The organism is Micromonospora sp. NPDC000442 (assembly GCF_042898635.1).
Lineage (GTDB): Bacteria > Actinomycetota > Actinomycetes > Mycobacteriales > Micromonosporaceae > Micromonospora.
The window spans coordinates 19355-42484 of the sequence record NZ_JBIAYZ010000025.1 but is presented as its reverse complement, the minus strand read 5'-3'; the positions used below and the strand labels follow the sequence as shown (position 1 = coordinate 42484).

Genomic DNA, 23130 nt, shown 5'->3' with positions numbered 1-23130 from the left:
CCGATTCGCCACTAGGCAGGCATCCGGTCAGCGCATAAGGTGCATCTCGCGATTTCCTACGGGGGCGAAGTGAAAGGAAGATCGTGTCCGTGCAGACTCAGTTCCTGGCGACCGTAGCGTCCCAGCGTGCGCCTCGCTTCGACCCGGATCTAGGGGTCATCACGCCGCCGTCGAACGGGATGCCCCGGTCGGTCTTCGGTCGTCCGGTCGCCCCCCGGGCGAAGTGGCGACGGCGCTACATGACCTGCCTGATCCTGCTGGACTTCCTCGCCGCGTTGGCCGCCAGCCGCACGGTCGTCACGGTGTTCGACGACGCGGACGCGGGATTCTGGGACGAGCGGATGCTCGGTGGGGCGGTGAGCACCTTCGCACTGGTGGCAAACGTCGTCGTGCCGCTGATGTGGATGACCATCCTCGCCGGTGCCGGCGCGTACGACCGACGGGCGCTCGGTCGTGGCACGGAAGAACTCAAGCGGGTGGTACGAGCCAACGTGGCGATGGCCGCCGCGGTCTCCTTCCTCGCGCTGGGGTTGAAGAAGGACCTCTCCCGGGCAACGGTCGCCGCCATCATCATCGGCCTGCTGGTGTACACCGTCTTCTTCCGCTTTGTCGCTCGGGTGGTGCTGCGCCGGATCCGGCGGGTCAGCCAGCGAGCGTCGCAGAAGGTGCTGCTGGTGGGTCGGCTCTCCGACGCGCTGGCGGTGCACGAGGTGGTGACCCGCAACTCCGGCGCGGGACTGCGCCCCATCGCCATCCACCTGCCCAAGCATCCCGGTACGCGCGAGCGGGTGCAGGCTCCGGTCCCGGTCTACCTCGGCTGGGACCTGGTGCCGTTGGTGCAGCAGTTGGGCGCCGACACGATCGCGGTCTGTGGCCCGGCCAGCCTGGAGTCGTACGAGCTGCGCAAGCTGGCCTGGCAACTGGAGGGCACGGGCCTGGACCTCGTGGTGGTGCCGCAGGTCACCGACGTCACCGGCCCGCGAATCCACGTCCGCCCGATCGAGGGCCTGCCGCTGCTCAACGTCGAGGAACCGACGATCTCCGGTCTGTCGCTGCTGGCCAAGAGCCTGATCGACCGGATCGCCGCGCTGTTCGGGTTGATCGTGTTGAGTCCGGCGCTTGTCGGTATCGCACTTGCCATCAAGTTCACCGACCCGGGCCCGGTGATGTTTCGGCAGTCCCGGATCGGCCACCAGGGCAAGGCGTTCAAGGTGTGGAAGTTCCGCACCATGTATACGGACGCGGAGCAGCGGCTGGAGGCACTGCGAGCGCACAACGAGAGCGACGGCCTCCTGTTCAAGATGAAGAACGATCCGCGGGTCACTCCGATCGGCCGTCATCTGCGTGCACTGTCGCTCGACGAGCTGCCACAGTTGATCAACGTGTTGGTGGGGCAGATGTCCCTGGTCGGTCCGCGTCCGCTGCCCACCGAGGACGACGACTACCGTGGCGATGTCCGTCGTCGGCTCCTGGTGCGTCCCGGCATCACCGGGCTCTGGCAGATCTCCGGCCGGTCGGACCTCACCTGGGAGGACGCCGTCCGGCTTGACTTGCACTACGTCGACAACTGGTCGTTGGTCTACGACCTCGGCATCCTCTGGCGCACGGTTCGGGTGGTCCTGGACCGGCGGGGCGCGTACTGACGCCTACCCGAAAGCACAATGTCAATGGGGTGGCACCTGGGCGTCCAGGGCGCCACCCCATCGGTCACTTCTTGCCGGCGTTGCTGATGATCTCCTTGACCGCGTCCCGGCGAACCGCCTCATAGAACGGACCGACCCGCTCGTCGTCGGCGAACACGACGCTCTCCGAGCCGACCCGTCCCGTGCCCTTGGTCGGGCTGGTCAGGAAGAGGAGATTGCCACCGCGTAGCTTGCGGTTCTCGGTGGCCATGTCCAGCAGGGACAGGTCCTTGTCAACCGAGAGCGAGCCGGACGTGGCCTGGAGGAACGAATTCAACCGGGCCGGATTGGTGAGGATGCCGCCCGAGGTGGCCTTGTTCAGGATGGCCTTGATCACTTGCTGCTGGTGCTTGATCCGGGTGAAGTCGCCGTCGGCGAACTGCTTGCGCTGCCGGGAGAAGTCGAGCGCGGCCGCGCCATCCATCGTCTGCAGACCGGCCTCGAAGGTGCGGTGCGGCGGATGGATGGAGGTGAACCGCTTCTCCGATTCCACCTCGATGCCGCCGAGGGCGTCGATGATGTCCTTGAATCCCGCGAAGTCCACCATGACCACGTGATCGATCCGGACCTTGGTGAAGTTCTCCACGGTCTGCACCATCAGCGGCACGCCGCCCCAGGCGTACGCGGCATTGATCTTCGCGTCGCGACCGCCGCGACCCTCCTTCGAGCGAGGCACGGCGACCCAGGTGTCGCGGGGGATCGAGATGAGCTGGGCGCTGGCGCGGCCCTTGGGCAGGTGCGCGAGAATGATGGTGTCGGTCCGGGAGCCGCCCGGGTTCTCCGGGTCGCGTGAGTCGCTTCCGAGAATGAGTATGTTGCGGGCATCCGCGGCGACCACCTCGGGTCGGGTCTCCTCGGGCACGTTGTCGAACGCGTCGACCCGCTCGATGTCGGACTCGACGGACTTGAGGTAGAAGCCGCTCGCCACCACGCCACCCACGCCGAGCAACGACAGCACCAGCAGCACGATCAGCGTGATCCGCAGCCAACGTCGGCGAGGCTTGTCAACCGACCCGCCCGTCGTCTCCGAACCGTCGGTGTCCCCCGTCGGCAGGGTCTGCTCCGGGGCGATGGTCCCCACCTGCTCACCACTCGACATGGCGGTGATGCTACTGACTCCATGTTCCGGCTGTGTGCCCCTGTCCAGCCCATTGAAGCGGGCATTGTTACTTCGCTGTTTCCGTACGTCTGGTAGAACGCAGCGGTGGATGCCGTCAAGCTGCGCCGGGCGATCGCCCGTACCCGCCTCGCCCCCGTCGCCGCCTTTCCGAAACGCCTGGTCGCCGTCGCGCGGCACGACGCGAAGGTGCTGCGCACCTCAGCCCGCTGGCTGGTCGCCTCGCGGGAGCATCACAACTACACGTACGAGCTGACAAAGCTCAGTCGCCACCATCTCGCCTGGTTCGTCAGCGTCGTCTGCGAACTGCCGGTCAAGCAGGTCCGCAAGTACCTCGCCGAGATTGAAGCCGATGACGCGCTGCGGCAGCACATCAGCTCCGCCATCGCGGGCGCCGCCCGTCGCGGTCTGGCCGACAAGCAGGTCCGCTACGCCCGCCGCATCGGCTGGTACGCGATGGTCCGGGCCAAGCGACCGAAGCACATCGTCGAGACCGGCGTCGACAAGGGGCTGGGCAGTTGCGTACTGGCCGCCGCGCTGCTGCGCAACGCCGCCGAGGGACATCCCGGCCGGGTCAGTTCCATCGACATCAACCCCGAGGCCGGCTACCTCGCCCGCACCGCACCCTGGTCGGAGGTGATCGACCTGGTGATCGGCGACTCGGTCGAGTCGATCACGGCGCTGGACCGGCCAGTCGACCTGTTCCTGCACGACAGCGACCACAGCCGCGCCTACGAGCGGCGTGAGTTCGCCGCCGTCGAGCCGAAGCTGGCCCCGGGCGCGATGCTGCTCACCGACAACGTCACCCACACGAACGTGCTGGCCGAGCACGCCGAACGCACCGGGCGGCGGTTCCTCGCCTACCGGGAGACGCCGGCGAACCACTGGTACCCGGGCGACGGCATCGGCGTGGCATGGTAGCCAGGTGCGGCTGAGCGGGATCACCACCTATCCGGTCAAGGGCTGCCGTGGTCTCGTCCACGGCGCGGCCGCCGTACGACCGTGGGGGTTGGGCGACGACCGACGGTGGATGCTTGTCGACGCCGAGGGGGTCGGCGTCACCCAGCGTGAGGCCACGTCGCTGGTCCGGGTGCACGCCCGGCCCGGCCCCGACGGGCTGCTGCTGCGCGCCGACGGCCACCCCGACCTGGTGGTGCCCGAACCGACCGACGTCACGCCGGTACCGGTGCGGACCTTCCGCTGGCGGGTGCTGACGGTCGAAGCGCTGCCCGCCGGGCCGGCCGCCGACGCCTGGTTCGGCGCGCTGCTCGACCGGCCGGTCCGGCTGGTCCGGCTGGCCCGACCGGCCCGGCACATCCCGCCGGGCGACCGGAAGTACGACCCCGGCGACCAGGTCAGCTTCGCCGACGCGTACCCGGTGCTGCTGGCCAGCACGGCGTCGCTGGCCGCGCTCGGCGACTGGCTCGCCGCGGGCGGTGCGCAGCCGGTGCCGATGACCCGCTTCCGGCCCAACCTGGTGGTCGACGGTGCCCCCGCCTGGGCGGAGGACGAGTGGGCCGGGCGCGGGCTGCGCATCGGAGCCGTCCGCTTCCGCGCCGCCGAACCGTCGGCCCGCTGTCTGGTCATCACCACCGACCAGGAGACCGGGGTACGCGGCCGGGAGCCGCTGCGAACCCTCGCCCGGCACCGCAACATCGATCGTAAGGTCCTCTTCGGACTCAACCTGGTGCCGTTGGAGGCGGGTGAGGTGAAGCTCGGCGATCCGGTGGAACTGGCCGACTGACCAGGTGGACACGGCCCGGCGACGACCGGCGGACAGCTCTTGCCGCCGGGCGGCCGGCGGATCGATGATGGCCGAAGGGGACCTCGACCAAGGAGTCTGAGATGTCGGTGATCCATCATCCCCGGGTGGCGTGGGACGTGGCCCGGACGCTGGTCGGGGCGGTACCCGACGATGAGCGCTTCCGCAGCATCGCCGGTGAGGTGGTACGCCTGCTGGGCGAGGGGATGGCACAGTCGCTGCGGGAGACGCGGGACCGGCTGCGCTCGGCTCCCGACGACGGCCGTGACCTGGTGGAGGCCGGCGTGTGGCGGGTCCGGATCGAGGACGCGCTGCGCAGCCACCCGGACGCCGTGGAGCCGCTGCGCCGGCTGGTCACCACCGGCCAGCCGAGATGGATCCCGTCTTAGCTTTCGCTTAGCTCGCTTGTCCGGGCGGTCGAGTCTCCGGCAGCATGGCTGCACGTGACCGACGGAATCGGCGGCCCCGCCGGCCGGACACCGGCTCAGCGTCCCGCGCTGCGTCGTTGGCTGGCCGGCGGGGCCGTGGCCACCCTCGCCACGCGTAATCCAGGGCCCTTTCGCAGCACCAGCAGGCTGCGGTACCCGCCGACACGACCGTCGGGCCCGCGCCGGTCTTCGGCGCGGGCCCTCGGGGTGAGAAGGTCAGCAGGCTCCTAGGTCAACCCAGACGCCGTACTGACCGGTGGTGCCCGGCTCCTGGTTCTGCGTCCACCACTGGGCACGCCAGCGGTGGCCGTTGTGCGACACCACGTCGTTGGTGTTGTAGACGGCGGCGGGGCTCCACGCCGGGTCGGCGCAGGACGGGGCTGGCGCGACGGTCAGCGGCAGGATCGCCCGGCTGGTCCCGAGCGCCACCGTCAGCTGGCCCGCCAGCGGGTCCGAGTGGACGAACGCGTTCAGGTTGCCGGTGAGAATGAGACCGATCTGGCTGCCTGCGGGGAAGACGTAGTCCTTGGGCTCCAGCAGGACGGTGCCCGTGGCCTGTTGCCCCGGAGTCAGGGGAGTGCCGGTGGTCAGCGACAGGCGGTTCTTGGCATCGAGCGAGCCGCGTGCCACGACGCGGGTGACCGACCCGCCGGTGTAGTGCACGAGCAGAGCCGTGAGCGGGGTGCTCGTGGTGGCCGAGGTGAACGTCACCTCGATCCGGGCGGCGCCGGAGAGCCGGCTCTCCGAGGCGAGGGTCGGCCCGAGATACGCCAGCCGGTAGCTCCGCACGGTGCCGGGGCTCGCCACCATCGTCGACTCCGCCACCGCGCCGGAGCTGGTGAACTGCTGGCTGCCCGCTCCCGCGGTGGTGGTGAGGCTGCCGGCGCCCCCGTTGCCGGCCGGGCCCAGGTACAGCGACGTGTCCGTGGTGCCGGCCGGCGGCCACCCGGTCTCGTTCACCTGGGTGCCGTCCGGTCGCGCGATGGTGGCCTGCGGCTCGTTCATCACACCGTTGGCGATGTCGTACAGCCAGTAGTCCATCCACCGGCCGACCGGGTCCTTGGACTCGCTGTAGAACGGGTCGACGTGCTCTCCGTCGTGCAGGTACACCTTGCGCGGGACGTCATGCGTGACCAACTCGTCCCAGTAACGGCCCCACTGGGTGGTCTTGACGTTGTCGTCACGCTGCCCGTGCACGAGGAACACCGATGCCTGGACCTGATCCACGTCGTTGCGGTAGTTACGTTCCGCGAAGAACGGGCTGTAGTCCCACTCGGCCAGCGTCTCACCGTCACCGATGGCCTGGTACTGGGCCGTGCAGTTCACCAGGGACTGGTCGTTGCCCCAGCGGGAGGTGAACCCCTCCATGTAGCGGACGCTCCAGCTGCGGTACCCGATGCCCTGGGCCCGGGTGTAGTCGTACCAACTGGAGATGCTGCTGACCGGCACGATCGTCTTGAGCCCGTCGATGCCCGTCTCGGCCACCTGCGTGGCCAGGGTGCCGTCGTACGAGGTCCCGTACATGCCTACGTTGCCGGTGCTCCACGACGCGACCGCAGCGGTGCCGTCGGCGTAGCTGGCGGTTGTACGGCCGTTGAGCCAGTCGACGACGGCGGCCACGCTCCGCTCGTCCGACTCGCCACCGACCGACAGGCACCCGTCGGACGTGCCCGTACCGGCGATCTCGACCTCGAGCACCGCGTAGCCTCGCGGTACGAAGTACTCGTCCAACCAACCGCTCCAGTGAACGGCCGGGTCACCGATCGGGTCGGTCACCGTGCTGCGGCGGGCCGCCGGGCTCTGGACCGTCCAGTACGGACTTGCCTTGACGATCGATGCGACCTGCATGCCGTTGGCCGTCTCCGCCGGCCGGATCAGCTGGACGGTGATGGTGTCGAGCAGGCCGTCACCGTCGCTGTCCATGTCCGAATCGACATGCACCGTCTCGTTTATCGCGTTGGCCAGGGAGAAGACCGGTTGGGTGGCGCCGTCCTCAACAGCGATCTCGGGTGGGGCCGCCGCCGCCTGACCGGGTGCGAAGAGCGCGCCCGTCGAGACTGCCAGTACCGCGGCGAGAACGCCTGCCGGCCGCCTTGCTCGTGCGTGTGCAGACAATGATCATCCGTTCGGTCATGTGCCACCCACGCCCTCATCCCCGCGTGGATGGCATTCCTGTCGATTACGGAATGCGCATCCATGCACACCGTGTCAGGGATGCGGTCCGCCGAGAACCCGTTTGTGATCAGTGTCCAATTCGGAGTTCGGGCCTTCCGGCCAACGCACCGGCATGGTTCGCTACGGGAACCGCGGGTGGGTGTTGCCCAAACTTAGTTTTCAGTTAGCTCGCTTGTCCGCCAGCCCGCCGGTCCGGCAGCATCGGTCCTCATGATCGACGCCACCACCGCCGCGGACGAGCCTGGGATGCCTGCGTCCCGTCCTGGTCTGGGCCGCTGGCTCGCCGGTGGGAGCGTCGCCGCCCTCGCCGTACTCCTCGGGGTCACCCTTGCGGTGCGCTCGGGCGCCGCGCCCGCCTGTGCCGCGCTCCGCGCCGTCGGCGGGCTGCTGGCACCGCCGGTCGCCGGGCCCGAGTACAAGGGCAAGGCGACCTTCTACGACTCGCGTGGGGCCGGCGGGAACTGCTCGTACCCGGCCGCCCCCGCCGACCGGCTCTACGTGGCGCTCGGCACCGACGAGTACGCCGCCGGTGCCGCCTGCGGCGGATACCTGGAGGTGACCGGGCCGAAGGGCACCGTACGGGTCATGGTGATGGACCGGTGCCCCGAGTGCGGACCTGGCCACATCGACCTGTCCCGGGAGGCGTTCGCCCGCATCGCGGACCCGGTGCAGGGCATCGTCGACGTCAGCTACCGACTGGTCGTCGATCCGCCGCTGTCCGGTCCGCTCACCTTCCGGATCAAGGAGGGCGCGTCGCAGTGGTGGTTCGCGGTGCTGGTGGCCGGCCACGGCAACCCCCTTCGCTCGGTCGAGGTGCGGCAGGGCGGTTCGGGCCAGTGGCGGGCGGCCGCTCGGGAGAGCTACAACTACTGGCTGATCGACTCCGGCGCCGGGCCCGGTCCGTACCAGATCCGGGTCACCGACACCCGTGGCCACCGGGTCACCGCCACGGGCGTCAGGATGGCGCCGGGCACGGTGCAGCGCAGCTCCGTTCGGATGTACGGGAGCAGCTCACGTGGGTCCGTCACGGCCACCGGATCACCGTCGGCGCGTGCGAAGCCGTCCGTCAGCGCGTCGACCCGCGCCTCCGCCCGCCCGACGCCGTCGGCCGAAGTGACGACCGGTTCGACCACGTCGGTCGAGCCGACCGCGGTTGACGCGTTCGCGCCCGCACCGCTCGCCGCGCCCTCGCCCGGCTGCGGCTGACGCTGCGACCGGCCGAGCTTCCCCTGGCGGCCGGAGTGTCGACCGGCCGCCGGCCGCCGGAGCTGTCCGCCGGGGCCAGTCAGCCGGTTGTGCCTTGATCCTGCCGGTCTTCCGTCACGCCGAGCCACATCAGGATCTCGTCGCGGTCGTCGCCGGGGGCGACCCGGATCGCGGCGGGCCAGCGGCCGACCTCCCGGTACCCGAGCCGCCGGTAGAAACGGTCGAGCCCGAACCCGTCGCGCACGGTGACGTGCAGCGCCGCCAGCCCGAGGCGGCGAGCCACCCGTTCGGCCTCGCGCATCAGCGCCTCGCCGAAACCACGCCCCTGCGTGTCCGGATGCACCATCACCCGGGTGAGCACCCGCAGGTGCGGCTTCAGGTGGAACCGGGGATCGGTGAAGATCGCCATGGCGACCAGCCGGTCGCCGTCGTAGCCCAGCAGCAACCGGTCCGGCCCGTCCGCGATGTCGGCCAGCGTCGGGTCGGCGATGGTGCGGACCTCCGCGGCGGTGACCGGTGCCACGAAGCCGACCGCGCCGCCGGCGTTTGTCACGTCGACCCAGAGCGCGACGATCCGTTCGCGCAGCTCGGCGGTCAGTTCGGGGTCGAGGACGAAGTGCAGACTCACGCCCGTCATCCTCGCCCGGTCACTGTCCCGGTCGCCGGTGATGGTGACGAGCCCGACAGCGCTGTGATCCCTCTTGTCGGGGGAGCGTCCAGTGGTGCGGGAGGGGGGACTTGAACCCCCACATCCTTTCGGACAATAGGACCTAAACCTATCGCGTCTGCCGATTCCGCCACTCCCGCCGGCCTGAGTGATTCTAGAGCGACACCTGGCCGTGTCGAGCCCGGCCCTCCCTCCGTCACCACCGGCCCGACGCGTGTCGCGCCGACCGGTACGACGATTCAGTCCAGGCCGAGGTCGCGGCGCAGCTTGGCGACGTGGCCGGTGGCCTTGACGTTGTAGAGCGCCCGCTCGATGCGGCCCTCCTCGTCGATGACGAAGGTGGACCGGATCACCCCGGTGACGGTGCGGCCGTACATCTGCTTCTCGCCGTACGCGCCGTAGGCGGTCAGCACGGTTTTGTCGGTGTCGGCGACCAGCGGAAAGGTGATCGCGTCGCGCTCGCGGAACTTCGCCAGCTTCTCCGGCTTGTCCGGTGAGATGCCCACCACCTCGTATCCGGCGGCCTGCAACGAGGCCAACGAGTCGCGGAAGTCGCAGGCCTGCTTGGTGCAGCCGGGAGTCATCGCGGCGGGGTAGGCGTACAGCACGATCTTGCGACCGCGCAGGTCGGCCAGGGCGAGCTGCCCGCCGGTGTCGGTGGGCAGGCTGAACCCGGGCGCCGGGTCACCGGGGGAGAGGCGGGCGGGTGCGGTCATGGCACGACCCTACCGTCGGGTGGCGTCGCCCCGGCCGGCACGGCACGGCAGCGAGGCGTACGGCACTGTTGCCAGGTATTGGCAACAGCATGGTGCGGGAAATACGCTCACCCCTGCTGGCGGGCACGGGTCCGCCGGCACGTGGGAGGTCACGTGGAAACCCTGGCGATGCACATCTCCAACGGCATCATCAACGGCCCGGTCGCCGCGGTCTTCGCGGTGATCGCGCTGGCGGCGATGGCGTACTGCGTCATGCGTGGCCGGCAGGACCTGGACGACCGGCTGGCGCCGATGGCCGGCCTGGTCGCCGCGTTCATCTTCGCCGTGCAGATGCTCAACTTTCCGATCTTCACCGCCGGGGTCAGCGGCCACCTGCTCGGCGGTGCGCTCGCCGCCATGCTTGTCGGGCCCTGGGTCGGCGCGCTCTGCGTCGCGGTGGTGCTTGTGGTGCAGGCCCTCGTCTTCGGTGACGGTGGCGTGGCCATGCTCGGCCTCAACATCACCAACATGGCCGTGATCGGCATCGCCGTGGCGTACCTGCTGATCGCGCTGCTGCTTCGGGTACTGCCCCGCACCCCGGCCGGGTTGGCGGCCACCGCCTTCGTCTCCGCGCTGGTCAGCGTGGTCGTCGCGGCGATGGGCTTCGTGTTGCAGTACCAGCTCGGCGGCACCACCGATCTCGGCGGCAACCTGGCCGGCCTGGCCGGCACCATGGCCGTGTCCCACCTGTTCATCGGCGTCGGCGAAGGGCTGATCACGGCCACCACCGTGGTCACCGTGGCGAAGGTCCGCCCCGACCTGGTGTACGCGCTGCGCGCCCTGAAACCGGCCGCGCCGGTGACCGTGCCGACCGTCGGAGGTGTCCGGTGAGGAAGTGGGGTTTCATCGTCGGTGGACTCCTCGTCGCCCTGCTGCTGGCCGGCGTGGTCAGCAACTTCGCCTCGTCGCATCCGGACGGGCTGGACTCGTCGCTGCGCGAGGGCTGCACCTTCGACGCCGACGACGAGATCACCGGCGGCAGTTGCCCGGCGCAGCAGGAGCAGGAGCACGAGATCGGCGGACCGCTTGCCGACTACGGCATCGCGGGTATCGACAACGATTTCCTCTCCACCGGGCTCTCCGGCGTGCTGGGCGTACTGCTGACCTTCGCGGTGGCCGGCGGTGCCTTCTGGCTGGTCCGCCGCCGGCAGCCGGGGGCGGAGCACGCGACCCGGCCGGAGCGCACCGACCCGGCCGCCACGAGCGGCGGGTAGCCGAGGTGGGGGCAGGTCACGCCCACGTGCTGTACCGGGCGGGCGACTCCCCGGTGCACCGGCTACCGCCGGAGGTCAAGATCGCGGCGATGGTGGCGTTCACCATCGCCGTGGTCGCCACCCCCCGCGAGGCGCTCTGGGCCTTCGGCGCGTACGCCCTGCTGGTCGCGGTCGTCGCGGCGCTGGCCCGGGTGAACGCCCGTTGGCTGCTGCTGCGGTCGACAATCGAGCTGCCGTTCGTGCTCTTCGCCTTCGCCCTGCCGTTCCTCGGCGCGGGCGAACGGGTGGACGTGGCCGGGCTGCACCTGTCGGTCGACGGTCTCTACGGCGCATGGAACATCATCGCCAAGGGCACCCTCGGCGTGTGGGCGTCACTGCTGCTGGCGGCGACCACCAGCACCCGTGACCTGATCGTGGGGCTGGACCGGCTGCGCTGCCCGCAGATCCTCACCCAGATCGCCACCTTCATGCTGCGCTACCTCGACGTGCTTGTCGGCGAGGCCCGGCGGATGCGTCTGGCCCGGATCTCCCGGGGCGACGACCCGCGCTTCGTGTGGCAGCTGCGTGGCTTCGCCGCCGGCATCGGGGCGCTGTTCCTGCGCGCCTTCGAGCGCGGCGAGCGGGTCTACCTGGCGATGCTGTCGCGCGGCTACTCCGGCCGGATGCCGACGGTGTGGCAGGGCACCGCGGCGGCGACGACCGGGCAGTGGCTGATCGCGGCCACCGTACCGGTCCTGGCGGGCACCGTCGCCGCCACCGCCGCCGTCCTGACATGATCGAAGCGTGCAGCCCACTCCGCCCAGCCTGGACGTCCGTGGCGTCCGGTACGCCTATCCCGACGGCCATGTCGCGCTGCACGGCGTCGACCTGACCGTGGCGCGCGGCGAGCGGGTCGCGCTGCTCGGCCCCAACGGAGCCGGCAAGACCACGCTGGTGCTGCACCTCAACGGCATCCTGACGCCCACCGAGGGCCACATCGCGGTCGGTGGGCTGACCGTCGGCCCGGACCGGGCGACGCTGGCGGAGATCCGCCGCCGGGTGGGCATCGTCTTCCAGGATCCGGACGACCAGCTCTTTCTGCCCACCGTGGCCGAGGACGTGGCGTTCGGGCCCGCCAACCTCGGGCTGCGCGGGCCGGAACTGGCCGCCCGGGTGGACGAGGCGCTGGCCGCGGTGGGCATGTCCGAGCACCGCGACCGGACCCCGCACCATCTCTCCTTCGGGCAGCGTCGCCGGGTGGCGGTGGCCACCGTGCTCGCGATGCGGCCGGAGATCCTGGTACTCGACGAGCCGTCGTCCAACCTCGACCCGGCAGCACGGCGGGAGCTGGCCGGCATCCTGCGTACCCTGCCGGTGACCCTGCTGATGGTCACCCACGACCTGCCGTACGCGTTCGAACTCTGCGACCGCTCGGTCATCCTCGACGGCGGGCGGATCGTGGCCGACGGGCCGACAGCCGTCCTGCTGGACGACGAGGAACTGCTCGCCCGGCACCGCCTCGAACTGCCCTACCCGTTTCGTCCCACCCCGGGCCGCGCGCCGGTCAGGGAGTAGCCGCGGCCGGTGCGCGGCGGGCGGCAGCGTGCAGGCGCAGCAACGCGGCGGCCAACCCGCCGGCTCCGGCCACCAGCACCAGGACAACCAGGACCCGGGCGACAGTCGGCGGCCACGGCACCGGCAGCACGGCCCGGGCGAACCCGGCGGCGTTCGTAACCCCGGCGAACAGGGCCAGGCAGACGCCGGCCAGCGCCACCACGAAGTCGACGTCGGACCGGAAGGCCGACGCCTGCCGCCCGGTCCCGGCGGACGTCCGCGCACCCGTCGCGGCGGGTCCACCTCCGCCGCGCACCGTGCGCGCTCCGGCGGCGATCGCACCCAGTCCGGTCAGCAGCGCCCAGACCGGACCGGTAAGCAGGCCCGTCAGCACGCCGCCGAGACCCTGTGACCCGGCGTCCAGGGTCCGCCCGAGGGCGAGCGCGACAGCCGCGATCCCGCCGACGATCAGCAGCCCGCCGAGGGCGACAAGCGCCCGCCGGCCGGGGCCGGAGGCCGCCGGCAGCACCCCGAGCGCACCGACCGCCAGCGCACCGACGGTCGCCACCACCCACCAGGTGTACGCGTCCGGCGGCGGTACCCAGTCCAGGGTGCCGCGGATCTCCAGCGGCCCGTCCGCGTCGCGTAGCGGTACCACCCAGTCGCGTACCCGGTGCTCGCGGTCGGGCGCCGCGCGGACCTGGGCGGGCGGTTGCGCCTCGCGCCACAGGGCCCGCTGGTCGTGCCACCGGGCCGTCGTCCCGCCGTCGACGCGACGCCAGCGCGGTTCGGCGGCCGGGTCGGCCTCGGCCGGCAGGGCGGTGTCGCCGACGATTGTGCGGTTGAGGTAGGTCGCGGGCGAGCGGGAGTTCTCGTAGACGCCGTCCGGTCCGACCCGCAGGTACGGCTCGCCCGAGTAGCCGATCACCTCGACCGGGGTGTCGCCGGTGTTTGTCAGTTCCAGCCGGGCACCCGCCTCGACGACCCGTACCCGCAGGTCCGGGCGGCCGACGTCGGTGACGGCCACCCGGTAGTCCGTGCCGTTCGGCGCGTCCGCGCCATGGGCGAGGGCGGGGGCGGCGGTCGCGAGGGTCGCGGTGACCGTGGCGGCGAGCAGCAGCCCGGCCCGGGTGAGCACTGTCACCGGCCGGCCGCCTCCACCGCTGCGGTGATGTTCTCCGGCGTCCACTCCCGCACCGGCTCCCCGTCGACCAGGATGGTCGGCGTGCCGGTGACGTTGGCGCGGCTCGCCTCGGCGGTGACGTGCTCCGTCCACGGCTGGTACTTCCCGTCCCGGACGCAACTGCCGAACGCGTCGCGGTCCAGCCCCACCTCGACCCCGATGTCGATCAACTCGTCGTTGCTGAGCCCGGCACCGCCCTCCGGTGGCTGCCGTTCGAACAGCGCCTTGCTGAACTCGGTGAACCTGCCGCCTTCGGCGGCGCAGCCGGACGCGGCCGAGGACCGGGTCGAGTACTCGGTGCTGGAGTAACGGTTGAGGTAGGCCACCGGGTGGTACACCACCCGCACCTTGCCGTCGGCGACCAACTGCTCGATGGTGGCACCGCTGGTCTGCTCGAACTGCTTGCAGGCCGGGCAGAGGTAGTCCTCGTAGATGTCGACGGTCACCGGCCCGGACCCGACCACGACGCCGGTGCCCGCGTCGTTGGCGCCCGGCGGCGCGGTGAACTCGTCGGACTCCTGACTGGACCAGACGCTCCAGCCGATCAGGCCGGCGATGACCAGCACCAGCACCGCGCCCAGGGAGATCCACAGGGTTCGTTTGCGGCGCCGCTCCCTAGCCAACTGCTCCCGGACCACCCGGGCCGCGTCCTTGCGCCCCTTGCGACTACTCATTGTCGTCCTCCACCGGTTCGCCCGTCAGCGCGCCGTCGGCGGAGACGGCGGTACGGGGCCAGATCAGCAGGAACCCGGCCAACGCCAGGAAGCCGATGTCCCGGAGGATCTCCGGGAGATAGCTGGGGCTCTCCCCGGCCGGCAGTTCGCCGCCCACCCCGAAACAGCCGCAGTCGATGGCCAGCCCGCGCGACCAGGCCGAGACGATGCCCGCGATGAAGACCAGCAGCAGGGCCGCGGAGACTCCGGCGGCCAGCCTGGTGGCCAGGCCGATCAGCAGCAGCAGGCCCAACGCCAGCTCGACGAAGGGCAGCGCCGCGCCGACCACCATCGCCACGTCGTACGGCAGCACCTGGTAGGCGTTCACCGCACGACCGGAGGCAGCCAGGTCGCCGACCTTCGACCAGCCAGCCCACAGCCACACGACGGCCAGACCGAGCCGGACGGCGAGACCGAGCCAGGTGCGCAGTTTGGTGTTCATCCGGCCAACGCCTCGCCGACCGCGTCGACCAGTTCGGCCCGGGCCCGCGCCACCCGGGAGCGGATGGTGCCGACCGGCACCCCCTCCACCGCGGCGGCCTCGGCGTACGACAGGCCGAGCAACTGGGTCAGCACGAAGGCCCCGCGCCGTTCGGCGGCCAGCCGGCGGACCAGGTCCGTCGCGCCGAGCTGGCCGGCCGGGTCGGGGTGCGGCACGTTGGTGTGCGCGTGGGCGGTGAGACGTTGATCTAGTCGCCGCCGCCGTACCACGGTGCGCAGGTGGTCGGCGCAGGTCCGCCGGGCGATGCCGAGCAACCAGGTGCGCGCGCTGGACCGGCCGGCGAAGGCGGGCAGCGCGCGGAAGGCCCGCAGGTAGGTTTCCTGGGTGAGATCGTCGGCGCTGTCCGGATCGATAAGCGCCGCGGCGAACCGCCACACCTCGGCCTGGGTGGCGCGGACGAACGCGGCCTGGGCGACCGGGTTGCCGTCCCGGGCGGCAAGCGCCCACCGGGTGGTCGGGTCGACGGTCGGGTCCGGCTCCCCGTGCGGCGACATCCGGGCAGGTCGCCGGGGTCGGCCGTCGGCGCGGTCCGTGCCGACGGTGCCGGTGTCGGCGGTGGTGGGGGTGTCGCGCGGGGCGGGGATCACGACAATTTAGGTTACGCGGCGCAACGGCGAGCAGCAGAGTCCTTCGGCCCTTCCATGGGGTGCGCCACTCCGGGAACTTTTCCGGCGTTGTGACCGACTATCCGCCTATGACGTCCGGTCCGGTTCCCGCGCGCCCGCGCCCGATCACGGGAAATCGGGATCAATCGATGGGTGTGGCTCGCCTGGAACGGGTGTCGTCGGCGACCATGGGCGGCATGACTGCCGCCCATCGCCGCCGGTTCGCCCGGCTGGCCGCGACCGCCGGCCTGTTGGTCACCGTCGTGGCGCTGCTGCTCGTCTCCGCCAGCCCGGCCAGCGCCCACGCCGTGCTGTCCAGCAGCAGCCCGGCCGCCTCGGCCGTGGTACCCGCCGCGCCGGCCGAGGTGGTGCTCACCTTCAGCGAGACGGTACGCAAGGTGCCGGACCGGATCCGGGTGATCGCGCCGGACGGGTCCCGGGCGGACCAGGGCGAGCCCACCTTCGCCGGCAGTGTGGTCAACATCCCCGTCGACACCGGTCGCGGAAACGGCACCTACCTGGTCACCTACCGGGTCATCTCCGCGGACAGCCACCCGGTCTCCGGCGCGTTCACCTACTCGGTGGGCGCGCCCTCCGAGCCGCCGGTGGACAGCGGCGACGACGGCCGGGCCAACCCGGTGGTCGGCAACGCGGTCAAGGTCGCCAAGTTCGTCGGCTACGCCGGACTGCTGCTGGTCATCGGCTCGGCGCTGGTGCTCGCCCTGCTCTGGCCGCGCCGGCTGTCCCGACGCGGGCCGGCCCGGCTGGCCTGGACCGGCCTCGGGCTGGTGGCGCTGGCCACGGTGGCGGCGGTCCTACTCCAGGTGCCGTACACCAACGGCGGCGGACTGTTCGACATCACCGGTGACGGGCTGAGCCTGGTGCTCGGCAGCGCCTTCGGCGCCGCTCACCTGGTCCGGCTCGGCCTGCTGGCCGCGGTGGCGTTGCTGCTGCGCCCGCTGCTGGCCGGCCCGGTGGGCCGGCCAGACCTGGTGATCCTGGGCGTGCTCGCGGTGGGCGCGCTGCTCACCTGGCCGATGGCCGGGCACCCGGCCGCCTCGCCCGCCCCGGCGGTGTCGGTGCTCGTGGACGCGGTGCACCTGGGTGGTATGGCCGTCTGGCTGGGCGGCCTGGTGATGCTCGCCGTGTTCCTGCTGCCCCGGGCCGACGAGCGGGAACTGGGGGCGATCCTGCCGATCTGGTCACGGTGGGCGGCCCTGGCGGTCTCCGCGTTGCTGCTCGCCGGCACCGTCCAGGCGCTGATCGAGGTGGCCACCCCGGCGGCCCTGGTGAACACCACGTACGGCCGGCTGGTGCTGGCCAAGATCGGGCTCTTCGTCCTGGTGATCGCGGTGGCCGCCTACTCCCGTCACCTGGTACGCACCCGGGTCGCGGCCAGCCGACCAGCCCCGGTACGCCGGGCGATCTGGGCGGAGCTGGCGATCACCGCGATCGTGCTGGGGGTGTCGGCCACCCTGGTCCAGACGACACCCGCCCGCAGCGTGGCCACCGATGTGGCCGCCACCGACAGCGGGTACTTCAGCACCACGGCGACCAGCTCGCTCTACTCCATGCAGATCGAGGTGTCGCCGGCTCGCCGGGGCAACAACTCGGTGCACCTGTACGCGTACACGCTGGACAACCAACCCCTGCCGGTCGTCGAGTGGCAGGTCACGGTCGCCCTGCCGGCGGCCGGGATCGAGCCGATCCAGGTGCCCCTGCTGCCGCTCACCGACAACCACGCCACCGGCGAGATCAGCCTGCCCGCGGCGGGCGAGTGGGAGCTGCGGGTCACCGCGCGTACCACCGAGATCGACCAGGCCACGGTGACCGCCACCGTGCCCATCCGATAGAGAGGTTCCATCGATGCTCCGTCACCGGCGTTTCGCCGCCACCGCCGCCGCTCTGACGCTCGGCGCCGTCGCCACGGCCGTGTTCGGCTTCGTGGCCCCAGCGTCGGCGCATGTCACGGTCAACCCGCGCGAGGCGACCCAGGGCGGGTACGGCCGGCTCGCGTTCCGGGTACCGAACGAGAGCGACGCCGCGTCGACCACCAAGCTGGAGATCTTCCTGCCGGAGAACGCGCCGGTCGGCTCGGTGTCGACCATGCCGGTGCCCGGCTGGACGGTGGCCGTGGAGAAGCGGCAGGTCGACCCGCCGGTGCAGGTGCACGGCAGCGAGATCACCGAGGTGGTCTCGAAGATCACCTGGACGGCCGGCGAGGGAGCCGCAATCGCTCCCGGCACCTTCCAGGAGTTTCCGATCTCCATGGGCCCGCTGCCCGAGGTGGACCAGATGATCTTCAAGGCGTTGCAGACCTACTCCGACGGTGCCGTGGTGCGCTGGATCGACGAGCCGCAGCCCGGTGGCGAAGAACCGGCCGCCCCGGCGCCGGTGCTCACCCTCGCCGCCGCCGATGCCGACACGCCGACGACGGCACCGGCCGACTCGGCCGCGGCGGCGCCCGACGACAGCGACGACGAGGACGGCAACGGCTTGGCGGTGGGCCTCGGCGTCGCCGGGCTGCTCGCCGGCCTCGGCGGCCTGGTGCTCGGTGGACTGGCCTTCACCCGCACCCGGCGCTCCAGCGAAGCGACCCCGGGCGGCGAGTCGACGACGACCTCCTGAGCCCCACCGCGTCACAGGCCCGCCGGCTGATCCCGGCGGGCCTGTCCGCTTTCGGCGTCCGTGCCGTGGATATCCGCTGATTGGCGGGTCGGCGTAGGTAAGGTCGGCCGGGTGTCCGGCTACAGAGGGGAACAGGGCGCATGCGTTTCGTGTGGACGCTGACCGGAATGCTGCTGCTGACCGTCGGCACCGCCGCGCTGATCGGTGCGGCCGCGCTCGGGCTGCTGACCGGGCACGCCGGCCCCGACGGGGCGTTCACCGCCCGGTTCGAGACCGTGCAGACCCCGGGTCACGCGGTGGTGGTGACCGACCTCGACGCGCTGGTACGGCAGGAGGTGCCGTTCGCCCGGGGCGGGCAGGCCCGGGTACGGCTGGACGCGCGTACCCCCGACGGGCCGGCCTTCGTCGGGCTGGCACCGGCCGAGGAGGCGCAGCGGTGGCTGGCCGGCGCGCCGCACGCCGCGGTCCTCCGGATGTCGCTGGCCAGGGGGCCGCTGCCGGTCCGGCTGGAGCAGGTGACCCCGGCGGCGGGGACGCCGCCCACCGTCCCGGCCGCACCCGCCGCGCAGACCTTCTGGGTACGCGCCGGCTACGGCACGCTCGAGTGGAACCCCGGCGACCTGGCCGGGCAGCGGCTGAGCCTGGTGCTGATGCGACCCGACGGTGGGGCGGGGGTGACCCTCGACCTGGACGCGGAGCTTCGGGCCGGCTGGATCACCCCGGCCACCTGGGGCTCCCTCACCGGCGGCACGTTGCTGGTGATCCTCGCCGCGTTGGTGCTGCTGCGGCCGCTCCGGCCGCGCGAAGTTGTCTTCGTGGTCGAGCCGGACCAGGTGCCGGTGCTCGCCGGACGACTCGGGATCAGCTCGCTCACCGGCCTGGGTGCTCCGCCGCCGCCCGGCCCCCGCAGACTTCCCGAGCGTCAACTCGTCCCAGTCGCCGCCACGGTTCCCGCCACCACGAGCCGTCCCGCGATCGGCCCCGTCCCGCGCCCCGCCACCCTCGCCGAACTCCCCGACCCATACACCCCGCCCCGCCCCCTCCGCCCACCCGCCCCCCCAACCTGACCCCCGCGCCCCGCGCCCCCGCGCCCCCGCGCCCCCCCGCGCCCCCCCGCGCGCCGATCTTGCACTTATGGTCGCGACGAAAGGGATAAAAGCGGTGTATCGACGACCAAAACTGCAAGATCGGCGAGGAAGGGGTGGGGGTGGCGTGCGTGGCCGTGACTGCGGGATTGGCGGGAGTGGGGTGGGCGGGGCGGCCCTCCGTGCTGCCGACGCGGAGGGCCGCCCTTCACCGGGGGTTATCGGTGTCCGTGGGGCTTTGGTAGCCCTGAGACCAGATTACCGATGAATGGGTGTCTCGGGAAGAGTGTCCGACTTTGCGCGCTGTCGCCTCGGCACCTGGGCGCCGCGACGCACCGGCAGGACGACCAGCAGTACGAGGCAGAGCCACACGTACGCGTTGCGGAGCAGGAACTCCCACGGACTGCCGGTGGGCGCCGGGGTGATTCCCCAGTCGTAGAAGGACACCACTCCGTACACGATGATCGCGGTGACGGTGACGGCGAGGATCACCAGCCGGCGGCGTCGGCGTGCCCCCGCGACCGTGCGCGGATCGGTGTCCAACGCCGCGTCGGCCAGGATCATCACCGCCGGGATGAACCAGTAGATGTGGTGCGTCCAGGTGATCGGGCTGACCAGCGCCGCCACCAGGCCGGTCAGCGTCAGGCCGGTCAGCGCGTCCCCGGCCTGCGACGCCCGCACCGCCCGCCACAGCCCGTACCCGGTGACCACCGCGACCAGCAGTAGCCAGATCAGCCGGCTCGGCTCCTCCGGGGCGGTGAGCCGGCTCAGCAGTCCGAACAGTGACTGGTTGCCGGTGTAGTCGGTACGGCCGACCCGGTCGGTGGCCCACAGCTCGTGCGTCCAGAACCGCCACGAATCACCGGGCGCGACCGCCGCGGCGAGCAGGGTCGCCCCGGCCGCGGTCGCCACGGCCACCACCGCCGCCCGCCACCGCCGGGTGGCCAACAGGTAGATCACGAAAATGGCCGGGAACAGCTTGAGCGCCGCCGCCAACCCGACGCCCACGCCGGCCCAGCGGCTGTCTCGGGGTACGGCGAACAGCAGGTCGGCCAGGATCAGCACCACCAGCAGCATGTTGATCTGCCCGAAGGTGATCGTCTCCCGGGTGCTCTCCACGCCGAGCACGATCAGCACGCCCACCACGAGGGTGAACAGATGGGGCAGGCGGTGGCGACGGATCACCGGGTCGAGCAGCCACTTCGTGGTGACCACCACGCCGAGCAGGGTCAGCCCGGTGAAGATCGTCACCGTGGCGCCCAGCTTCAACCAGGAGAACGGCAGCAGGACCAGAGCGGCGAAGGGCGGATAGGTGAAGTACAACTCGCCCTGCACCCGGTCCGGTTGTACGTAGTCGTACAGCGGGTTGCCGGCGGCCCACCAGTCCATGGCCGCCATGTAGATCTTCAGGTCGAAGAAGTTGTGGGTGCGTCCCGGCAGGTAGAGGGCCGGGAGCACCGCCGCCAACGCCAACGCTCCCACGACCCGGCGGGCCGTACGGCTGCCCTGGTCGTCCAGGTCGACGCTGGGTGGTGTGGCGGGTTCGGCGGGCACGGGGAAGACCCTAGCGGTCGGTGACCGTGGCGGCGCGCAGCCACGAGAGTTGGGCTGCGCGTAGGCTGTCCCGGTGGCTGATCTTCTCGTCTGGATCGACTGTGAGATGACCGGGCTGGACCTCGGTGGCGACAAACTGATCGAAGTCGCCGCGCTGGTCACCGATCCCGATCTCAACGTGCTCGGTGACGGCGTCGACGTGGTGATTCACGCTGACGACGCCGCGCTGGACGCGATGCCCGAGATCGTCCGGACGATGCACGGCAAGTCGGGGCTGACCGACGAGGTACGCCGTTCCACCGTGACCCTGGCCGAGGCGGAGGAGCGGGTGCTCGACTACGTCTCCCGCCACGTCAAGGACCCGCGTACCGCCCCGCTCTGTGGCAACTCGATCGCCACCGACCGTGGTTTCATCGCCCGGGACATGCCCCGCCTCGACGCCCACCTGCACTACCGAATGATCGACGTGTCCTCGATCAAGGAACTGTGCCGCCGCTGGTACCCCCGCGTGTACTTTGGTCAGCCCCAGAAGGGCCTGGCGCACCGGGCCCTGGCCGACATCCGGGAGAGCATCCGGGAGCTGGAGTACTACCGGCGCACCATCTTCGTGCCCCTGCCCGGTCCCGACGTGGAGAGCGCCAAGGCCATCGCCGGGCAGCTCTGACCTGCCTCGGGCTGCTGCGGCGGCCTGGCGCGGACGCGTCGCACCCCCGGCGGCAACCCGCTGGACGTGGTCGGCCGTGGTGGGGGTATGATTTCACCGCACCCGCCCCGGGCTATCGACCGGGCGCGGCGGCATGGTGGCTGTAGCTCAGTTGGCAGAGCACCGGGTTGTGGTCCCGGTTGTCGTGGGTTCAATTCCCATCAGTCACCCCACCGGTCAGGCCCCCTCCACGGAGGGGGCCTGACCTTTTGGAGTGACCGGCGGCCGGGTCTGCGGCCCGCTGCGGGGAGCAGCCACCCCGGTTGCGGCGTGACGCGGTATGCCCGCCGGCGGAGGCCGCAGGTTGCGGCATGTCGTGGCACCGGTGCCGGCGTGAGGGTCAGGCGCCAGGGGCCTCGCTCGCCTCGACGTCTGGGTCGGTTTCGTCGTTGGCTGCCGGCTCGTACGGCAGGGCGCTGCCCTTGACGTACTCGTCCCAGCTCATGTTCCAGTCGGTCCAGCCGTTGCCGAGCTGGAGCTTGCGCTCGGTGCCCTTGACCACGATCGGGTCACCGACCTTCGTGTTGTTGAACAGCCAGGCGCCGTTGGCCATCGAGACGTTCACGCAGCCGTGCGAGACGTTGGTCGTGCCCTGCTGCCCCTCCGACCAGGGTGCCGCGTGGATGAACTCGCCACCCCAGGTGAGCCGCTGCGCGTAGTCGATCTTCGTCCGGTACCCGTCCTCGGGACCCAGTTCGTCGTACGTGTCGAAGACCGTCTTGCGCAGCTTCTCCATCACCACCATGGTGCCGCTGGAGGACGGGGTGCTCTTCTTGCCCAGGCTCACCGGGATCGTCTTGATCTTCTCGCCGTTCTTGGTGACGGTCATCCGCTTGGTCCGGTTGTCCACCGTCATCAACAGCTTCGGGCCGATGGCGATGTCGACGGTCAGGTCGGCCCGGCCGTACCAGCCGTCGCCCAGCGGCAGCCCGCCGGCCTGCACCCGGTACGACACCTTGCTGCCGGCCTGCCAGAACTCCTTCGGCCGGTACCGGACCTCGGTCGGGCTGACCCAGTGCCAGATGCCCTCCTGGGCCGGCTCCGAGGTCACCGTCATCCGGCGTTGCAGGTCGGCGCGGTACTTCTCCGGGATGTTCCGACCGAATTTCACGATCAGCGGCATGGCCACCCCGACCGTCTGGTCGTCGCCGAGGAAACTGCTGATGCGTACCTGATTCTCCGGCTCCTTCATCACCGTGAAGGCGCTGGTGGCGGTCGCCGGCAGGCCGTCGTCGCCGGTCGCGGTGACGGTGGCGGTGTACGAGGCGCCGTAGGTCAACGCCTTCGACGGCAGCCAACTCCGGCCATCGGCGGCGAGGTCGCCCTCGACCGCCTCGCCCTCGGCGTCGGTCAGCTCGACCGTGACGTCCTCGGCCTGCTCGGCGGCGAAGGCGATCGCTGCCGACGCCGGCACGTCCTTGGCGTCCGCCGCCGGCTCGCTGATGCTCACCGACGCCTTCGCGGCCGGCTGATCGGCTCCGTCCTGCCAGCCCGGCCCCTTGTCGCCACCCTTACCGCCGGTACAGGCGGAGGTAAGTGCCAACGTCACGGCGAGCATGCCCGCGACGAGCACCCCCCGCCTCCGGTTGCGCTGGTCCCGAACTCGCATGGTGTCCTC

The 23130-nt window shown here is 71.2% G+C and carries 23 protein-coding genes and 2 tRNA genes; 14 read left to right on the top strand and 11 right to left on the bottom strand.

The window, feature by feature from the left end; all coding sequences use genetic code 11:
* The first annotated feature begins 179 nt into the window (after positions 1-179).
* Positions 180-1643 (top strand): sugar transferase, encoded by a 1464-nt coding sequence (locus ACFY2A_RS27475; RefSeq protein ID WP_387175839.1) that lies wholly within the window; start codon positions 180-182, stop codon positions 1641-1643.
* Between the two features lie 64 nt (positions 1644-1707).
* Here the strand turns inward: ACFY2A_RS27475 and ACFY2A_RS27470 are convergent, their stop codons facing one another.
* On the bottom strand, positions 1708-2781 hold the full coding sequence (locus ACFY2A_RS27470) for an LCP family protein (protein ID WP_387175798.1): 1074 nt from the start codon (positions 2779-2781) through the stop codon (positions 1708-1710).
* A 105-nt stretch (positions 2782-2886) separates the two neighbouring features.
* Here ACFY2A_RS27470 and ACFY2A_RS27465 point away from each other — a divergent pair, with 105 nt between their 5' ends.
* The 3 genes from ACFY2A_RS27465 (at position 2887) to ACFY2A_RS27455 (ending at position 4950) form a co-directional block, all read left to right on the top strand.
* Positions 2887-3720 (top strand): class I SAM-dependent methyltransferase, encoded by an 834-nt coding sequence (locus tag ACFY2A_RS27465; protein ID WP_363916649.1) that lies wholly within the window; start codon positions 2887-2889, stop codon positions 3718-3720.
* A 4-nt stretch (positions 3721-3724) separates the two neighbouring features.
* Positions 3725-4543, top strand: a complete 819-nt coding sequence (locus ACFY2A_RS27460; RefSeq protein ID WP_387175796.1) for an MOSC domain-containing protein — start codon at positions 3725-3727, stop codon at positions 4541-4543.
* A 101-nt stretch (positions 4544-4644) separates the two neighbouring features.
* The gene (locus ACFY2A_RS27455; RefSeq protein ID WP_387175794.1) at positions 4645-4950 is read left to right on the top strand and encodes a hypothetical protein; all 306 of its coding nucleotides are present in this window, start codon (positions 4645-4647) and stop codon (positions 4948-4950) included.
* A gap of 255 nt (positions 4951-5205) precedes the next feature.
* Here the strand turns inward: ACFY2A_RS27455 and ACFY2A_RS27450 are convergent, their stop codons facing one another.
* Positions 5206-7104: a CocE/NonD family hydrolase gene (locus ACFY2A_RS27450; RefSeq protein ID WP_387175792.1), complete on the bottom strand. Its 1899-nt coding sequence runs from the start codon at positions 7102-7104 to the stop codon at positions 5206-5208.
* Positions 7105-7374: 270 nt separating this feature from the next.
* On the opposite strand from ACFY2A_RS27450, the gene ACFY2A_RS27445 reads away from it, so the two are divergent.
* A complete protein-coding gene (locus tag ACFY2A_RS27445) occupies positions 7375-8370 on the top strand; it encodes an expansin EXLX1 family cellulose-binding protein (RefSeq protein ID WP_387175790.1) in 996 nt (331 codons plus the stop codon).
* A gap of 79 nt (positions 8371-8449) precedes the next feature.
* On the opposite strand, the gene ACFY2A_RS27440 is transcribed toward ACFY2A_RS27445, so the two are convergent.
* The 3 genes from ACFY2A_RS27440 to bcp form a co-directional block, all read right to left on the bottom strand.
* The gene (locus ACFY2A_RS27440) at positions 8450-8998 is read right to left on the bottom strand and encodes a GNAT family N-acetyltransferase (RefSeq protein ID WP_387175787.1); all 549 of its coding nucleotides are present in this window, start codon (positions 8996-8998) and stop codon (positions 8450-8452) included.
* A gap of 92 nt (positions 8999-9090) precedes the next feature.
* A tRNA-Leu gene (locus ACFY2A_RS27435) sits at positions 9091-9177 on the bottom strand.
* A 99-nt stretch (positions 9178-9276) separates the two neighbouring features.
* Positions 9277-9753, bottom strand: a complete 477-nt coding sequence (bcp, locus tag ACFY2A_RS27430) for a thioredoxin-dependent thiol peroxidase (RefSeq protein ID WP_387175785.1) — start codon at positions 9751-9753, stop codon at positions 9277-9279.
* Between the two features lie 153 nt (positions 9754-9906).
* Between bcp and ACFY2A_RS27425 the strand changes: the two genes are divergently transcribed.
* From ACFY2A_RS27425 to ACFY2A_RS27410, 4 genes are read left to right on the top strand one after another with little or no spacing between them, the layout of a single operon-like run.
* Positions 9907-10623, top strand: coding sequence for an energy-coupling factor ABC transporter permease (locus tag ACFY2A_RS27425; protein WP_387175783.1), 717 nt, complete (start codon positions 9907-9909; stop codon positions 10621-10623).
* On the top strand, positions 10620-11006 hold the full coding sequence (locus tag ACFY2A_RS27420; RefSeq protein ID WP_387175781.1) for a PDGLE domain-containing protein: 387 nt from the start codon (positions 10620-10622) through the stop codon (positions 11004-11006). The genes ACFY2A_RS27425 and ACFY2A_RS27420 overlap by 4 nt, the downstream gene beginning before the upstream one ends.
* A 5-nt stretch (positions 11007-11011) precedes the next feature.
* On the top strand, positions 11012-11782 hold the full coding sequence (gene cbiQ / locus ACFY2A_RS27415) for a cobalt ECF transporter T component CbiQ (RefSeq protein ID WP_387175779.1): 771 nt from the start codon (positions 11012-11014) through the stop codon (positions 11780-11782).
* A 7-nt stretch (positions 11783-11789) separates the two neighbouring features.
* Positions 11790-12560 carry an energy-coupling factor ABC transporter ATP-binding protein gene (locus tag ACFY2A_RS27410; protein ID WP_387175777.1) on the top strand — a complete coding sequence of 257 codons (771 nt, stop codon included), beginning with the start codon at positions 11790-11792 and terminating at the stop codon, positions 12558-12560.
* Here ACFY2A_RS27410 and ACFY2A_RS27405 read toward each other — a convergent pair.
* Genes ACFY2A_RS27405 through ACFY2A_RS27390 form a run of 4 tightly spaced genes read right to left on the bottom strand, consistent with a single transcriptional unit; the run spans position 12550 to position 15431 of the window.
* Positions 12550-13683: a hypothetical protein gene (locus ACFY2A_RS27405; RefSeq protein WP_387175775.1), complete on the bottom strand. Its 1134-nt coding sequence runs from the start codon at positions 13681-13683 to the stop codon at positions 12550-12552. The genes ACFY2A_RS27410 and ACFY2A_RS27405 overlap by 11 nt on opposite strands.
* Entirely contained in the window at positions 13680-14396 is a 717-nt protein-coding gene (locus ACFY2A_RS27400) for a thioredoxin domain-containing protein (RefSeq protein WP_363916673.1), read from the bottom strand. The genes ACFY2A_RS27405 and ACFY2A_RS27400 overlap by 4 nt, the downstream gene beginning before the upstream one ends.
* Positions 14389-14877, bottom strand: a complete 489-nt coding sequence (locus ACFY2A_RS27395; RefSeq protein WP_387175773.1) for a MauE/DoxX family redox-associated membrane protein — start codon at positions 14875-14877, stop codon at positions 14389-14391. The genes ACFY2A_RS27400 and ACFY2A_RS27395 overlap by 8 nt, the downstream gene beginning before the upstream one ends.
* Positions 14874-15431, bottom strand: a complete 558-nt coding sequence (locus tag ACFY2A_RS27390; protein ID WP_387175837.1) for a sigma-70 family RNA polymerase sigma factor — start codon at positions 15429-15431, stop codon at positions 14874-14876. Before ACFY2A_RS27390 ends, ACFY2A_RS27395 begins: the two co-directional genes overlap by 4 nt.
* 299 nt (positions 15432-15730) lie before the next feature.
* On the opposite strand from ACFY2A_RS27390, the gene ACFY2A_RS27385 reads away from it, so the two are divergent.
* The 3 genes from ACFY2A_RS27385 (at position 15731) to ACFY2A_RS27375 (ending at position 19237) form a co-directional block, all read left to right on the top strand.
* Positions 15731-17395 (top strand): copper resistance CopC/CopD family protein, encoded by a 1665-nt coding sequence (locus ACFY2A_RS27385; protein WP_387175835.1) that lies wholly within the window; start codon positions 15731-15733, stop codon positions 17393-17395.
* 13 nt (positions 17396-17408) lie between these two features.
* Positions 17409-18170, top strand: a complete 762-nt coding sequence (locus tag ACFY2A_RS27380) for a YcnI family protein (protein WP_387175771.1) — start codon at positions 17409-17411, stop codon at positions 18168-18170.
* 140 nt (positions 18171-18310) lie between these two features.
* Entirely contained in the window at positions 18311-19237 is a 927-nt protein-coding gene (locus ACFY2A_RS27375) for a hypothetical protein (RefSeq protein WP_387175769.1), read from the top strand.
* Between the two features lie 276 nt (positions 19238-19513).
* On the opposite strand, the gene ACFY2A_RS27370 is transcribed toward ACFY2A_RS27375, so the two are convergent.
* Positions 19514-20809, bottom strand: coding sequence for a glycosyltransferase 87 family protein (locus ACFY2A_RS27370; protein WP_387175767.1), 1296 nt, complete (start codon positions 20807-20809; stop codon positions 19514-19516).
* A gap of 73 nt (positions 20810-20882) precedes the next feature.
* Here ACFY2A_RS27370 and orn point away from each other — a divergent pair, with 73 nt between their 5' ends.
* Complete coding sequence (gene orn / locus ACFY2A_RS27365) at positions 20883-21473, top strand: oligoribonuclease (RefSeq protein ID WP_363916681.1); 591 nt, start codon at positions 20883-20885, stop codon at positions 21471-21473.
* A 136-nt stretch (positions 21474-21609) separates the two neighbouring features.
* A tRNA-His gene (locus ACFY2A_RS27360) sits at positions 21610-21685 on the top strand.
* Positions 21686-21852: 167 nt separating this feature from the next.
* Here the strand turns inward: ACFY2A_RS27360 and ACFY2A_RS27355 are convergent.
* Positions 21853-23121 carry an Ig-like domain-containing protein gene (locus ACFY2A_RS27355; RefSeq protein ID WP_387175765.1) on the bottom strand — a complete coding sequence of 423 codons (1269 nt, stop codon included), beginning with the start codon at positions 23119-23121 and terminating at the stop codon, positions 21853-21855.
* Positions 23122-23130: the final 9 nt, after the last annotated feature.

Excerpts from the sequence above, each read along its gene's own strand:
- ACFY2A_RS27380 (WP_387175771.1), top strand. The coding sequence starts at position 17,409 with ATGCTCCGTCACCGGCGTTTCGCCGCCACCGCCGCCGCTCTGACGCTC.
- bcp (WP_387175785.1), bottom strand. The coding sequence starts at position 9,753 with ATGACCGCACCCGCCCGCCTCTCCCCCGGTGACCCGGCGCCCGGGTTC.
- ACFY2A_RS27385 (WP_387175835.1), top strand. The coding sequence starts at position 15,731 with ATGGGCGGCATGACTGCCGCCCATCGCCGCCGGTTCGCCCGGCTGGCC.
- ACFY2A_RS27455 (WP_387175794.1), top strand. The coding sequence starts at position 4,645 with ATGTCGGTGATCCATCATCCCCGGGTGGCGTGGGACGTGGCCCGGACG.
- ACFY2A_RS27445 (WP_387175790.1), top strand. The coding sequence starts at position 7,375 with ATGATCGACGCCACCACCGCCGCGGACGAGCCTGGGATGCCTGCGTCC.
- ACFY2A_RS27355 (WP_387175765.1), bottom strand. The coding sequence starts at position 23,121 with ATGCGAGTTCGGGACCAGCGCAACCGGAGGCGGGGGGTGCTCGTCGCG.
- ACFY2A_RS27470 (WP_387175798.1), bottom strand. The coding sequence starts at position 2,781 with ATGTCGAGTGGTGAGCAGGTGGGGACCATCGCCCCGGAGCAGACCCTG.
- ACFY2A_RS27375 (WP_387175769.1), top strand. The coding sequence starts at position 18,311 with ATGCGTTTCGTGTGGACGCTGACCGGAATGCTGCTGCTGACCGTCGGC.
- ACFY2A_RS27475 (WP_387175839.1), top strand. The coding sequence starts at position 180 with ATGCCCCGGTCGGTCTTCGGTCGTCCGGTCGCCCCCCGGGCGAAGTGG.
- ACFY2A_RS27395 (WP_387175773.1), bottom strand. The coding sequence starts at position 14,877 with ATGAACACCAAACTGCGCACCTGGCTCGGTCTCGCCGTCCGGCTCGGT.
- ACFY2A_RS27400 (WP_363916673.1), bottom strand. The coding sequence starts at position 14,396 with ATGAGTAGTCGCAAGGGGCGCAAGGACGCGGCCCGGGTGGTCCGGGAG.
- ACFY2A_RS27390 (WP_387175837.1), bottom strand. The coding sequence starts at position 15,431 with ATGTCGCCGCACGGGGAGCCGGACCCGACCGTCGACCCGACCACCCGG.